This is a genomic window from Variovorax sp. GW821-FHT10B04 (assembly GCF_059415645.1).
The window spans coordinates 246939-260031 of the sequence record NZ_JBWKNQ010000006.1 but is presented as its reverse complement, the minus strand read 5'-3'; the positions used below and the strand labels follow the sequence as shown (position 1 = coordinate 260031).

Genomic DNA, 13093 nt, shown 5'->3' with positions numbered 1-13093 from the left:
GTAGGTGTGGAGATGCGCGCGGCGCTCAGTTGCAGCCTTCGGCCACGGTGCAGCGGGCACGGATGGTCTCGGTGCCGTTCCTGATCTCCGCCACGTAGAAGGGCACGGCCAGCTGGTGGTCGACCCCATAGGCGGCCTTGCCAGTCCAGTTGAGCTTGCCGAGCACGCCGGTGTAGTCCTTCATCTTCTCCAGCTCTGCGGCGACCCTGGGTGTGTCGGTCGTGCTGCCGGCACGGCGCATGGCCTCGAACAGCATGCCCGTGAAGTCGTAGAACGAAGGACTGAAGCCGTTGGGCGCAGTCTTGTACTTGGCCGTGTATTGGTCCAGGTAGGACTTGGTGCTGGGCAGGCCGGGATCGATCACCGCGTGCACGATCATTCCCTCGGATGCCTCCTTGCCCGCCACCGTCACGAGCTCGGCCGTCGCGGGGCCGCCGGTGCGCACGATCTTTCCCTTGAAGCCCAGCTCGCGGGATTGCTTGGCGATCAGGCCCGCCGTGCCGGGTGAGTTGCCGTCGAGTTCGATGGTGTCGATGCCCCGCGCGAGCATGCGGGTCAGCAGCGGGATGAAGTCGACCCGGTCACGCTCGAAGAACTCCTTGGCAGCCAGCTCGCCGCCGTGCCGCTTGTAGGCCGCCTCGAGATCCCGTGCGATGACCTGGCCGGACTCGTCGTTGGGAAACAGTCCGCCGGCCTTCTTGACGCCCTGGGTCTTGATCATCCAGGCGATCTGCGGCTCGGCGAACTCGAGGGTGGTGACCACGGGGCGAAAGCTCAGCGGCTTGGCGGCGGCCAAGGCCTTGTCGGTGAAGCCCAGGGTCACCGTCATGACGCCGTTCTTCTCGGTCGTCGGCTGGATCGCGAGCGTGGGGGCGGAGCCGGTCGGGCCGATGATGAACTTGACCTTGTCCTCGAACACCAGCCGGTTGGCCACTGTGACCGCCTCGCCGGCCTGATACTTGTCGTCGTAGGCGACGATCTCGACCTTGTACTTCTTGCCGGCCACCTCGAGGCCGCCGCTGGCATTGACGCTGTCGGCGGCGAGTTCCGCCGCGTTCTTCATCGCCTGTCCCCATGCCGCACCGGGCCCGGACAAGGTGACGATGGCGCCGATCTTGAGGGTTTCCTGGGCGCCCGCGTGAAGGGTCAGCAGTGCGAAAGGCAGTGCGGCGATGGCGCTGCGAAAGAGGGGGTTCATGGTGTCTCCGAATAGAAATGGAGCCGGTCGAACGCATCGTTGCGCTGCATCGATCAGCCGGCCAAACAATTCTGGGCCGCGCATTCGGAGAACAAAAATGGGCAATGCGTATGCATTTATTCAGGGCGCCAATAAGCGCCCATGCCGGGCTATAGCCCTGACGCATCCGGCCGCGCGCGACTCCACCACCGCGTTCGCGGCAGCCATGACCCACGGGTATGCCGGCCGCTAGAACAGCGGCTCGAATTCGCGGTGGAGGTGGTCCCGGAAGCTCTGGACGGCAGTCGTCAGAACCGCCTTGCGGGCGACGATGCTGCCGTAGCTGCGTACCGCGCGAAAGTCGGCGAGCTCGACGATGGCACGCGACTGGCGTGCATTGGTCTGCGCCATCGACCGAGGGAGGAAGGTGACGCAGCTGCCGGTGTCGATCAGGCCCATCAAGGTCGGCAGCGTGGAGGCCGTTGCGGCATCCGGCACTGCACCGTAGGCCGAAAACGCCTCCGCCAGCCGTTCCCGCAGGCCTGTGTAGCGGTCGAGGAAGATCATCCGATAGGGCAGGATCATCTCCAGCGAGGCCACCTTTTCACGGGCCAGCGGGTGCCGTGCGGGGACGACCAGCACGACCGGCTCCTCGGCCAGTGGATGGAACAGCAGGTTGTCGTAGTCGCCATCCAGTGCGGTCACGCCGATGTCGGCCGAGCCGTCGCCGATGCTTTTCAAGAGCACCTCGAAAGGCATGTCCCGCAGCACGACCTGCACGTCGGAGAAGATCTCGCCATAGGTATGGATGATCTGCGGCATGAAGGTGGCCGCAATCATCGGCGTTGCAGCGATCACCACGCGATTGCGAGCCGCCTCCGAGCGGTCGCGAAACTGGTGGAGCACGGCATACAGACCGGCCAACGCCTCCTGCGAGGCCGCTTGCAGCAGGCTGCCGTCACTCGTGGCTTCGACACTGCGGGTGGTGCGGGTGATCAGCTTGACGCGCAGGACGTTTTCCAGGCGCTTGATCCGGTTCGATACCGATGGCTGCGAAATGCAAAGCCGCTCGGCGGCCCGGCTGAAGCTGCGCTCCTCCAGCACGACCAGGAAGGTTTCCAGTTCGGGCAGGTGAAAACGCAGCTGCGGATGTTGGCTCAAGGTGTCCCCGGGATTCCCTGCTTGACTCGCCATGAGCTTAATCCAGGCAAAACCCGGTCCGGGCAGTGCGACGCCCTTCGCGGGGCGTCGTTTTCACGGTTGACTAGCGACCCAGGGCGGCGGTAATCGTGCGCACGGGCGTGTCGCGCGTGGCGGACAGCAGCACGGACAGCACGGCATCGACGCGATCGGGCGTGAGCGTAATGCCCGCGGTACCGCGAAACTTGGTCACGATGTCTTCGCGTGTCAGCGCACGCTCGCCGCTGCCCAGATTCACGGGAACCCGTCGGCTGCGCGTTTCACCCGATGCCAGCGTGATCGTGACTGCGCCCGAGAAGTGCTTGGGGAAGGCGGAACCAGGCTCCTCGACACACTCGACGCGCTGGCACAGCGCCAGGATCTCCGGGTCGACCAGGCTGGTGTCGCTCAGTTCCGCCAGGCCGAACCGGCCCCGCAGCAGACAGGTGGCCACCACGAAGTGCGCGCTGAACTTGGCTTCGTAGTCGGTGCGCGGCACCGCCTTGGCTGCGTGCGGCTCGGCCACGATGGGCAAGGTGTCCTTGGGCAGTTCGCAGCGGATGTGCACGACCTGTGCATCGGCGCCCAACTCGCCGTGCAATTGCAGCGCAGCCTCCGCAGCACCGTGGATGAAGTGGCAGACCGGGTAGGGCTTGATGGCCGTTTCGAGCAGCGTCCATTCACTGCCGAGCCCCGCGGCGATGGACGCCGTGTCGACGGCACCGACGTGCGCCTGCATGTGCGTCTCGAAGAAGCCGAAGCGGCCTTCGTAAGGACGTGCAGGCGCATCGAAGCCATGCTTGACCAGCGTTGCCGCGGTGATGCCGGCCATCGCGCCCCAGCCTGGATGCAACCTCTTGGTCCAGGCGCCCGTCTCCAGAAAGACCTGTACGCCCGATGCGGTGCTCGCCACGAGGCCTTGTGCGCCCACCAGCTGGGCTGCATCGAGGCCCATCAGCTTGCCGGCGACCACGGCGGAACTGAAGTGCGACACCAGCCCGGTGGCATGAAAGCCCGCGTGATGGAAGCCGCCCTTGACCGCCCGGCCGATGCGGATGCAGGTCTCCATGCCGGCGACATAAGCCGCAATGAGTTCGCCCCAGCTCAGGTCGAGCGATTCGGCCATCGCCAGAGCAGCGGGCAGGCAGGCGACGGTCGGGTGGACGATGGCACCGGGATGGGTGTCGTCGAAGTCCAGGCCGTGCATCAGGTAGCCGTTGGCCATGGCGGCATCACGCGGCGCCAGGCGCTGGCTGCCGCCGACGACGGTCCCGTCGCCAGGGCTGCCCGCAGCAGCGATACCCGTCAGGCCCGGCGCGGCAAAGGGGAAGCGGTGCGACGCATACGCAAGCCCGACGGCATCCGCGATGTGGTGAACCGACTTGGTCCACACCGCATCCGGCACGTCGTCTGCCTGCAGCGAATAGGCGAAGTCGGCAAGCCGGGCTGCGATGCCGGGTGTGGAAACCTGCAGATGAGGGGTCTCGTTCTTCATGTTGTCTGTCTCGTGTTGGAGATGGTGACCGCTCGCGAGCTCTGGTGTGAGCGTTGCGCACGGCCTTGCATCGGATCAGATCGGCACGTCGATGTCGAGCAACGGCGCGTGCTGCTGCGCGCCATACACATCGGTGTCGCCGACCGCGCCCGATGCGATGCGGCGAGGCAACGTGGCCTTCCATGCGAGCGCGGGCCGGTATTCGGTGAACAGCACGGCATCGACCGAAACGCCATAAAGACCTGCGATGAGTTCCGCGGTGATCACGCCCGTGGCGCGTACGCGCTCGAACAGCGATTCGTCGTCGAACATGATGTCCAGCGTGATGTGGAAAGGGCCGGCATTCTTGCTCTTGCAGGCCTTGGCGATGTCCTTGAGGCGAGTCATGCGGGCGCTCCTACCTGTTCGTATTCGATGGGGAACATGCACAGCGGGTCGTCGATCTCGATCACATGCTGCAGCATGAACTCGTAGATCGCTCCACGTTCGATGTCCGAGGGCGAGAAGGGGAAGGCCATGTTGCCTTCCCGGCACATGCGACCGGGGAAGTCCGAATGCAGCAGGGTGACACGGGCCAGCGAGAGCGCGGCGTTGGCCACGTCCTGGCTGATTGCAACCACTTCGGCGACCAGCGCCAGTTCCACCGGAACCACGCCGGTGGAGGGCTCCCAACTGCCCATCACGCCATCCTTGCCATAGACGCGCAAGACCAACTCGTAGTCGTCCGGCGAGATGCCGAGGGCACCGACCTTGGTGGCGGTGGAACTGCGCACGAAATCGAGAAAGCTGTCGATCTGCCCGATCAACCCGGGGTCGCGCGTGGCCGCGATGGCCATCGCGCTGAAGCCGACCCGGCGCACGCCTTCGAGCTTGATGGAATAGGGCGCCGGCTTCCATTCCATGCCGGTGACCCGCACCCTGCGGTCGTCGAGGGCTTCGATCACGCAGCCGGTGGAGTCGACCACGCCACCGGGCTCGTAGCGGATGACGGGGCTGGCGTTTTCGTGCAGCGCCTGCACCGCCACCGACATCGGTGTGCAGCGCAGCTCGGGATTGAGGGGTTCGGTCTCGATGAAGTCTTCGCCCACCGTCACCAGCAGGCAATCGTGCTTCTTGGGTATGGCCGCATTGCAGGCGCACTCCAGGATCTTGCCCGCATACCAGGCGGGCGCTGGCGGCAGGCCGTGATGCATGGCCAGCGCAACCCAGGGCGCCGGGTCGGTCCCGCGCCCGCCGAGGATGACCTGCGCACCCGCAGCCAGTGCCGCACGGTATGGCTCGGGGCCCATCATGCCGACGATGCGCTCCGCGCCAGCGATGTCCTCGGCATGGATCTCCGGCGCGTTACCCAGTGCGCGCACCTTTCCCGCCGCCAGCTGTTCGAGCAGGAAGGGCTTGCCCTGCTCGGAATGGATGAGTGCCATCTTGAAGCTCAGGCCGTGCTCGCGCGCGACCTCGCGGATGATGTCCGCGCACGCCTGGAGATGAGGCTCGCCGCCCGCACCGCCGCAGGTGCCGACCATCATCGGTATGCCATTGCGGATGGCGCCGCGCAGCAGCAGCGACAGGTCGCGTTTCATGGCCATGCGCGAGTTGAGTGTCTTGCCGGAGCCGAGGTAGTGCGGCCCCGGGTCCGAGCTGCCGCCATCCACCCCGATCATGTCCGGCTTGCGCGCCAGGGCCGCCTCGAGCGAGGCTTCCGGAAAGCCATAGCCCAGGATGCCGCTGGCCGACATCATCTTGACCGTCTTCTGCGCCATCACGCCACCTTTTTCCAGTCGCCCGCGTCGGGACGGCTCACGCCGAGCGTGTCGCGCAGCGTCGTGCCTTCGTATTCCTTGCGGAACAGACCGCGCTTCTGCAGCTCGGGGATGACGAGCCGCACGATGTCCTCGTAGGTGCCCGGCACCGTGGTGCCCGACAGCACGAAGCCGTCGCATGCGGTCTTGAACCATTCCTCCATCTGGTCGGCCACCTGGGTGGCGGTGCCGACGAAGCAAGGCCCGTCATTCAGCGTGCCGCGGCCCGAGGCCTCGACGAAGTCCCGCACCGACGGGTTCTTCTTGCCGCTGACCTGGATCACCTTGTCCCGCAGGCTTTGCCACGACATGGCAGCCAGTTCCGCGTCGGTGAAAGGCTGCTCGTAGGGGCGGCCCGAGAAGTCGATGTTGAGGGTCTCTCCCATCATCGTGAGGCCGTCGATCGGCCGCGACAGGCTGGCGATCAGGTCGCGCTTTTCCTTCGCGATGCTCTCGGTCTCGCCGACGATGATCTTGAGCTCCGGCGCCACGCGCACGTCGACCGGGTTGCGGCCGGCCGCAGCGATGCCGTCCTTGAACGCCTGGTACTGCTTGCGCCCGTTTTCCAGCGTTGGGTACTTGGCGAACACCAGGTCGGCCCAGCGTGCGGCGAAGGCCAGGCCACGGCCACTCTGGCCGGCCTGCAGGATCACCGGGTGGCCCTGCGGCGAGCGAGGCACGGGCAGCGGCCCGCGCGACTTGAAGTACTTGCCCACGTGGTCCAGCCGGTGCACCTTGTCGGGATCCGCGAAGAAGCCGTCGGCCTTGTTCGCCACGATGGCATCGTTCTCCCAGGTGTCCCAGTGGCCCATGACGACTTCCATGAACTCGTCGGCGCGGTCGTAGCGAAGGTCGTGCGCCAGGTGGTCCTCGTGGCCGAAGTTGGCGGCCTCCGAGTCGTTCATCGAGGTCACCACGTTCCAGGCCACGCGGCCCTGCGTCATCAGGTCCAGCGTGGCGAACAGCCGGGCCACGTGGAAGGGCTCGTAGTAGGTGGTGGAATAGGTCGCGCCCAGGCCGAGCCGCGAGGTCGCCATGGCCATGGCCATCAGCACCGAGGTCGGTTCGAGCTTGAATGCGCGAACGCCGTATTTCACGGTGTCGCGGTGGCTGTCGCCGTAGATGTCGGGAATGGCGAGCCGATCGTCGAAGAAGGCCATGTCGAACTTGCCTTCCTCCAGCGTTCGCGCGACGCGCTGGTAGTACTCCGGCGAGAGATAGTCCGTCATGCTCGACGGATGCCGCCATGAGCCGGCGTAGTTGGTGCAGTTCTGCGCCTGCATGAAGGCGATGAGCGTCATCTGACGTTTGGATTGGGACATCGATTGGCTTTCGTTTGAGCAAAGGACCATGCCGTCTTTGGCACGCATCTCGATGTTTGCGCGTCGCGCTTTCGGCGGCAATTTCCGGTCTGCAATGAACCTATAGCGGAGGTCAATAAGTGGCCCCTCCCCTCTTGCGTGCCGATGCGCGGCAATGCACGGAAGCCACTTATTGGTTTTCTCCATGAATCCATTGAACTTCGCCATTTGTCATTGAAGAAGCCGCCTTCCACACTGACTGCATCGTTATGAATGGAGTTGATGTGGACCCGTTATTGGCCGTAGTGGATGGACTGGACGCCGCCGGGCGTTCGACGACACGGGGAAGAGTTTCCCGTGTCGATGACGTGGAGGCTTCATCATGAAATTCGACAGCCGGCAACTGCGCCAGGTGCTGGGCGCTTTCCCGACCGGCGTCACGGTGATCACCACCGTGGGTGCCGATGGCAAGGCCTATGGCGTGACGGCAAACTCGTTCAGCTCGGTATCGCTCGATCCGCCCCTGATCCTGTGGAGCCAGGCAATGACGTCCAGCAGCCACCCTGCATTCCGCGATGCCGAACGCTTCGTCGTGAACATCATGGCGGACGACCAGGTGCATGTCGCCAACCAGTTCGCGAAGTCGGGCGACGACAAGTTCGCCGGCATCGCGACAAGGTCCGGGCTCGGCGGTGTACCGGTCATCGAGGGCTGCGCTGCCACGCTCGAATGCGTGAAGGTGGCGGCCTATCCGGGCGGCGACCACATCGTCTTCATCGGACAGGTCGAGCACATCGAACGGCTGCCGCGCAAGTCGCTGGCCTTCGGCGAGGGCCGCTACATGGTCACCTTCGCGCACGACCTCGGCGGCCGCGTGGGCGGACAGGAAGGCGCCACGACCTTGCCTGCCATCGAAGCCGTGCGGCTGGCCACGGCTGCATTGCCGCAGATCTGCGAGGCGATAGGCCAGCGCACCCTGGGTCTGGCCGTATGGGGCAGCCACGGGCCGACCATCGTGCGCTGGGAGCCGTCGAGCCGCCCGGTGAGTCCCTACCTGCAGACCGGCGTGCTCGTCAGCCTGACGCAGTCTGCGACCGGACTGGCGTTTGCCGCTTTCCTCGACGACAGCACGGTGCATGCCGCGATCGACCGCGAGCTGGGTGCGCGGATGACGGCGGGCCAGGCGGACGATGGCAGGTTTGGCGAACGCCGCGACGAGGCGCGGCGGCACGGCATTGCGCGCGCCGTGGGCGCCGCGCCATCACAACGCCATCAGGTCACGGTGAATGCCTTCAGTGCCCCGGTGTTCGACGCCTGCGGCCAGATGGTGCTGGCACTGTCGACCACATGCGAGGCCGAACGTCTCGACCCGGATTGGCAAGGCACGGTGCCTCAGGCGCTGCATGCCGCGGCAGCTGCGCTGTCGGCCGGCCTCGGCCATCGAACAACCGCATGAGTGCGCGCAGCGCAATGCGCAGCGAATAGCTGAGAGACGATTTTCATATTGGACCGCGCACCGTGTGCGCCCCTAGAGTTTGAACAGAGACGGAGACTTCATGATCAAGAAACACAAGCTGTACATCGACGGCCGGTATGTCGCGCCCAGCTCGGGCCGAATGCTGCCCAGCGTCAATCCCTATACCGGGGAGGTCTGGGCCGAGATACCCGATGCCGATGCGGCGGATGTCGAGGCCGCGGTCGCCGCGGCCCAGCGTGCCTATGAAACGACATGGCGCCGGACCTCCGGAATTGCCCGTGCCGGAATGATGCTGAAACTGGCCCAGCTCATCGAGGCCTCGGCCGAGCGAATGTCGGTGATCGAGAGCAGCGACAACGGCAAGATCGTCCGCGAGACCTTTCCGCAAATGAAGTGGGTGGGCCGGCAACTGCGCTTCTTCGCGGGCTATGCCGACAAGCTCTTCGGCCAGCACATTCCGGTCGACCAACCCGACGTCCTCGACTACCTGGTGCGCGAGCCCTACGGCGTGGTGGCACTCATCACCGCATGGAACTCACCGCTCGCGCTGCTGGCCAACAAGCTGGCGCCTGCGCTGGCCGCCGGCAACTGCGTGGTGGTGAAGCCGTCCGAACACGCTGCCTGCTCCACGCTGGAGTTCGCCGCACTGGTTGAAGAGGCGGGGTTTCCGCCGGGCGTCTTCAACGTGATCACCGGCGGGCCGGAGGCCGGCCGGGCGCTGGTCGAGGCACCGGGCGTGATGCGGGTCAGCTTCACGGGAAGTCCGGGCGTCGGCCGCGAGATCGCGGCAGCGGCCGGCCGGCGGCTGGTGCCTGTCACGCTGGAACTCGGCGGCAAGTCGCCCAACATCGTGTTCGACGACGCGGATGTGGGCAAGGCGGTGATCGGTGCACTCGCCGGCATCTTTGGCGCCACCGGCCAGACATGCGTTGCGGGCTCGCGCTTGCTGGTGCAACGCGGTGTCTACGAAGAGATCGTGCAACGGGTGTCCGAGCGCGCGGCACGGATCCGGATGGGCGACCCGCTCGACCCGGCCACCGAGATGGGCACGGTCGCCAACGAACCGCAGTTCCGTCGCATCCTCGGCGCCGTCGAAGGCGCGAAGGCATCGGGCGCGCGGCTCGTGACGGGCGGGCGACGTGCTCAGGGCGAAGGGCTGGAGCGGGGCTATTTCGTCGAGCCGACGGTCTTCGCCGATGTCTCCAACAGCAGCCACCTGGCGCAGGAAGAGATATTCGGCCCGGTGCTGGCGATCATTCCCTTCGACACCGAGGCCGAGGCGATCGCCCTGGCCAACGACAGTCGCTTCGGACTGGCTGCGGGCATCTGGTCCAGGGACATCTCCCGCGTGATGCGGGTGAGCCGCGCGATCCAGGCCGGCAGCGTCTGGGTGAATACCTACCGGGCGCTGGCGGCGCAGGCGCCATTCGGCGGCTTCAAGGAGTCGGGCATCGGCCGTGAGCGTGGCGAGGCCGGCTTGCTCGAATACACCACCACCAAGAACGTGATGATCGATTACTCGGACACCGAGCGCGATCCCTTTGCCATCAAGAGCTGAAGCCCGCCACGACCGGAGACAAGAATGCCAAGGAATTTCAACATCGCGCCGGCGTCCAGCAGACGCCGGTCGCTGCTGCTCGCGGGCGCCGGCCTGGCCGCGGCGAGCACCGTCGGTCGCAGCTGGGCGCAGGGCTATCCCGAGCGTCCGATCAAGCTGGTGGTGCCGTTTCCGCCGGGCGGGTCGGTGGACACCGTGGCGCGGGCGCTTGCGCCTCAGCTGCAGGGCCAACTGGGCCAGCCGGTGATCATCGACAACCGTCCGGGCGCCAACAGCGTGCTGGGTGCCCAGCATGTCAAACGCTCGCCAGCCGATGGCTACACGCTGCTGCTGAACGCATCGCTGCAGGTCGTCAACCCACTGATCATGACCGACGTCAGCACCTACGACCCGGTCAACGACTTCACGCCGATCACCTACCTCGGCGCGTTGCCGCAGTTGGTGATCGTGTCGTCGCAGAGTCCCTATGCGACGCTTCAAGGCATGTTGGCGGATGCGCGAAAGCGGCCGGGTGAAGTGCAATGGGCAACGGCGGCCTATGGTGCCGCCGGGCACCTGGCAGCCGAGCTGCTGAAGGTGCAGGCCAAGGTGGACATGCCTATCGTGCCGTACAAGGGCGGCGCGCCCGCGCTCAACGACCTCATCGGCATGCATGTCGCCGCCATGATCGAACCCATGGCTTCGGCCTATCCGCAGGTCAAGGGTGGAAATCTGCGCGCGCTGGCCATCACCACCGCCAGGCGCCTGCCGAGCCTGCCCGACTTGCCGACCGTGGCCGAGAGTGGGTTTCCGGATTTCGACATGCCGAGCTGGTACGGCATCTGGGCGCCGGCCGGCACGCCAAAGGCCATCGTGGACAAGCTCAACGCCGACGTGAAGGCTGCGATGCAGGCCCCCGCCGTCGTGACGAAGCTCCAGTCGATGTACTTCCAGACGGCGGTCTCGTCGCCCTCGGAGTTCACCGAATTCGTGACGCGCGAATTGAGCATGGACAAGAAGCTTGTCGCTGCGGCCCGCATCCATCTCGGCCAGTGAGCGAGTCGTTCGCCAGCCTGGCTTTTCTCCACCAGTTTCTCAAGAAAGCATTGCCATGATCTCCATTCAGAAAATCGGATTCGTCGGTCTCGGCGTGATGGGAGAGCACATGTGCTCCAACCTCGTTCACAAGTCGGGCCTGCCTGTGCACATATTCGACCAGTCGCCCGACGCGATCGCCCGCGTGGTTGCCAAGGGCGGCATCGCGGAGCCGTCGCTCGATGCCTTGGCACGGGAGGTGGACATCGTGTTCCTGTCGCTGCCTTCCATCGCTCAGGTCGAGACGGTCTGCGCCAGCCTGATGCAGGCGTCGCCTGCACCCAGGATGATCGTGGACATGAGCACCAGCGAAGTGGCACGCACGCGCGCGCTGGGCGAGCGGCTGGCGGCCGTCGGCATCACGCTTGTCGACGCACCCGTCGCGCGGACGGCAGAGGCCGCGATCAAGGGCACGTTGTTCATCACCGTGGGCAGCAGCGTCGCCAACTTCGAGGGACTGCTGCCCTTTCTCAAGTGCATGGGCAGCGACGTGCTGCACTGCGGCGACATCGGCTGCGGCCAGATCGTGAAGATCCTGAACAACATCATGGTGTTCATGACGGTCAATGCGCTGTCCGAAGTGCTCACCATCGGCCGGCGTGCCGGCATGGATGGCAAGGAACTCTTCACCGCGTTGTCGCTCGGGTCCGCCGACAGCTTCACGTTGCGCAACCATGGCATGAAGTCGCTCGTGCCCGATACCTTTCCGGAAAAGGTCTTTCCGGTTGACTACGCCATCAAGGATGCATCGCTGGCATTGGCGCTTGCGGCGGACGGCGACTTCGAGCCGCACATTGCGAAGTACACCCACGATCTTCTTTGCAAGGCGAGGGACGCCGGCTTCTCGAAGGCCTATCACCCGGCGGTGATCAATCTCGTGGACGGCCGGGTCAGCCTGCAGCCGCACTGATCACGCCGATGCGGCCAGGGTGGTCGCAAGGCGCGGCATCAGGTCACCGACGATCTTCAGCACCAGGTCGGACGCATGCCGTTCGCTCCAGACGACCTCGAGGCGGACTTGACCGACCTGTGTGTCGAGGTCGCGGAATGCGACGCCAGGATAGGTGCCGTGCCGGTAGGAGCGGGGCACCAGCGCAATGCCGAAGCCAGTCCGTACCATCTGAAAGATGGTGAACGGGCTGCGTGCGGTATGCCGGATCCTGGGGCTGAAGCCGGCCTCGGCGCAACAGGCGATGAGCGCATCGAAGACGGTGGGTGCATGCTCGCGCGCCAGTGCCACCATGGGCTCTTCGGCAAAGACGGCAAGGCGGGGTGCAGGGCCTGAGGCGTGCACGTGATCCTCGGGCAGTACCAGGCACAAGGGCTCGCTGAGCAAAGGCAGGCGAGCAAGATTGCGCCTCTCGGGCTTCACGTGCACGATGCCCAGGTCGAGCGAGCCCTGGGCGATCGCCGGTATCTGCTCATCGGACTGCATGTCGCGCAGCAGCACCTCGACGTTGGGAAGTTCGGCGCGCATCATCTTCATGAGCGTGGGCATCACGCTGAACAGGCCCGACGTGGCGACACCCAGCCGGATACTTCCTTCGTTGATCTGGCTCGCACGAACCGTCGAGTGGATGGCCGAGCTGAATTGGGTCAGCAGCAACCGGCTCTCGCGCAGGAAGACATTGCCCGCATCCGTGAGACGAACGCCGCGAGGGTTGCGTTGAAGAAGAACGACGCCCATTTCCTGCTCGAGTGCCTTGATCTGCTGCGACAACGGCGGCTGGGACATGTGCAACCGCTCCGCGGCCCTGCTGAAGTTCAGCTCCTCTGCGACCATGACGAAGTAACGCAACTGCTTGAGATCCATCGTGCCGCATCACCCCATGACTTCCATATGGCGCAGAGGATAGCCAGCGGGGACTGTCGCGCCAGCATGTTTTCCCCATGTTGTTGATTCCATCTGGAAGTGGGTTCTCGGGATGGAGCCTTGGTCGGCGTCGCCAAGGTCGCGCCACAGCCTGCGCAATATGTCGGTACGCCTGAGACTCACGTCAACTACCAGGGCCGTTGCGGCCCATTTGCCGTGT

The 13093-nt window shown here is 65.4% G+C and carries 11 protein-coding genes; 4 read left to right on the top strand and 7 right to left on the bottom strand.

Annotated elements, in window-relative coordinates:
• Positions 1 to 25 precede the first annotated feature (25 nt).
• From AC07PZ_RS17385 to AC07PZ_RS17360, 6 genes are all read right to left on the bottom strand, one after another.
• On the bottom strand, positions 26 to 1198 hold the full coding sequence (locus AC07PZ_RS17385) for an ABC transporter substrate-binding protein (protein WP_495296367.1): 1173 nt from the start codon (positions 1196 to 1198) through the stop codon (positions 26 to 28).
• Between the two features lie 228 nt (positions 1199 to 1426).
• Positions 1427 to 2338 carry a LysR family transcriptional regulator gene (locus AC07PZ_RS17380; protein WP_495296366.1) on the bottom strand — a complete coding sequence of 304 codons (912 nt, stop codon included), beginning with the start codon at positions 2336 to 2338 and terminating at the stop codon, positions 1427 to 1429.
• A gap of 103 nt (positions 2339 to 2441) precedes the next feature.
• A complete protein-coding gene (locus tag AC07PZ_RS17375) occupies positions 2442 to 3851 on the bottom strand; it encodes an MmgE/PrpD family protein (RefSeq protein ID WP_495296365.1) in 1410 nt (469 codons plus the stop codon).
• A 75-nt stretch (positions 3852 to 3926) separates the two neighbouring features.
• Complete coding sequence (locus AC07PZ_RS17370) at positions 3927 to 4238, bottom strand: DUF4387 domain-containing protein (protein ID WP_495296364.1); 312 nt, start codon at positions 4236 to 4238, stop codon at positions 3927 to 3929.
• Positions 4235 to 5611 carry an acyclic terpene utilization AtuA family protein gene (locus tag AC07PZ_RS17365; protein WP_495296363.1) on the bottom strand — a complete coding sequence of 459 codons (1377 nt, stop codon included), beginning with the start codon at positions 5609 to 5611 and terminating at the stop codon, positions 4235 to 4237. Before AC07PZ_RS17365 ends, AC07PZ_RS17370 begins: the two co-directional genes overlap by 4 nt.
• Positions 5611 to 6972: an LLM class flavin-dependent oxidoreductase gene (locus AC07PZ_RS17360; protein WP_495296362.1), complete on the bottom strand. Its 1362-nt coding sequence runs from the start codon at positions 6970 to 6972 to the stop codon at positions 5611 to 5613. Before AC07PZ_RS17360 ends, AC07PZ_RS17365 begins: the two co-directional genes overlap by 1 nt.
• A 361-nt stretch (positions 6973 to 7333) precedes the next feature.
• Between AC07PZ_RS17360 and AC07PZ_RS17355 the strand changes: the two genes are divergently transcribed.
• From AC07PZ_RS17355 to AC07PZ_RS17340, 4 genes are all read left to right on the top strand, one after another.
• Positions 7334 to 8407 (top strand): flavin reductase, encoded by a 1074-nt coding sequence (locus tag AC07PZ_RS17355; RefSeq protein WP_495296361.1) that lies wholly within the window; start codon positions 7334 to 7336, stop codon positions 8405 to 8407.
• A gap of 100 nt (positions 8408 to 8507) precedes the next feature.
• On the top strand, positions 8508 to 9986 hold the full coding sequence (locus AC07PZ_RS17350; protein WP_495296360.1) for an aldehyde dehydrogenase: 1479 nt from the start codon (positions 8508 to 8510) through the stop codon (positions 9984 to 9986).
• A 24-nt stretch (positions 9987 to 10010) separates the two neighbouring features.
• Complete coding sequence (locus AC07PZ_RS17345; RefSeq protein WP_495296359.1) at positions 10011 to 11021, top strand: Bug family tripartite tricarboxylate transporter substrate binding protein; 1011 nt, start codon at positions 10011 to 10013, stop codon at positions 11019 to 11021.
• A 55-nt stretch (positions 11022 to 11076) separates the two neighbouring features.
• Positions 11077 to 11970, top strand: coding sequence for an NAD(P)-dependent oxidoreductase (locus tag AC07PZ_RS17340; protein ID WP_495296358.1), 894 nt, complete (start codon positions 11077 to 11079; stop codon positions 11968 to 11970).
• Here AC07PZ_RS17340 and AC07PZ_RS17335 read toward each other — a convergent pair whose 3' ends face one another.
• A complete protein-coding gene (locus tag AC07PZ_RS17335; protein ID WP_495296357.1) occupies positions 11971 to 12873 on the bottom strand; it encodes a LysR substrate-binding domain-containing protein in 903 nt (300 codons plus the stop codon).
• Between the last annotated feature and the right edge of the window lie 220 nt (positions 12874 to 13093).

Bases quoted from the DNA above. Each gene is read 5' to 3' on its own strand.
- AC07PZ_RS17355 (WP_495296361.1), top strand. From the start codon at position 7,334: ATGAAATTCGACAGCCGGCAACTGCGCCAGGTGCTGGGCGCTTTCCCG.
- AC07PZ_RS17365 (WP_495296363.1), bottom strand. From the start codon at position 5,611: ATGGCGCAGAAGACGGTCAAGATGATGTCGGCCAGCGGCATCCTGGGC.
- AC07PZ_RS17340 (WP_495296358.1), top strand. From the start codon at position 11,077: ATGATCTCCATTCAGAAAATCGGATTCGTCGGTCTCGGCGTGATGGGA.
- AC07PZ_RS17370 (WP_495296364.1), bottom strand. From the start codon at position 4,238: ATGACTCGCCTCAAGGACATCGCCAAGGCCTGCAAGAGCAAGAATGCC.
- AC07PZ_RS17375 (WP_495296365.1), bottom strand. From the start codon at position 3,851: ATGAAGAACGAGACCCCTCATCTGCAGGTTTCCACACCCGGCATCGCA.
- AC07PZ_RS17360 (WP_495296362.1), bottom strand. From the start codon at position 6,972: ATGTCCCAATCCAAACGTCAGATGACGCTCATCGCCTTCATGCAGGCG.
- AC07PZ_RS17350 (WP_495296360.1), top strand. From the start codon at position 8,508: ATGATCAAGAAACACAAGCTGTACATCGACGGCCGGTATGTCGCGCCC.
- AC07PZ_RS17335 (WP_495296357.1), bottom strand. From the start codon at position 12,873: ATGGATCTCAAGCAGTTGCGTTACTTCGTCATGGTCGCAGAGGAGCTG.
- AC07PZ_RS17385 (WP_495296367.1), bottom strand. From the start codon at position 1,198: ATGAACCCCCTCTTTCGCAGCGCCATCGCCGCACTGCCTTTCGCACTG.
- AC07PZ_RS17345 (WP_495296359.1), top strand. From the start codon at position 10,011: ATGCCAAGGAATTTCAACATCGCGCCGGCGTCCAGCAGACGCCGGTCG.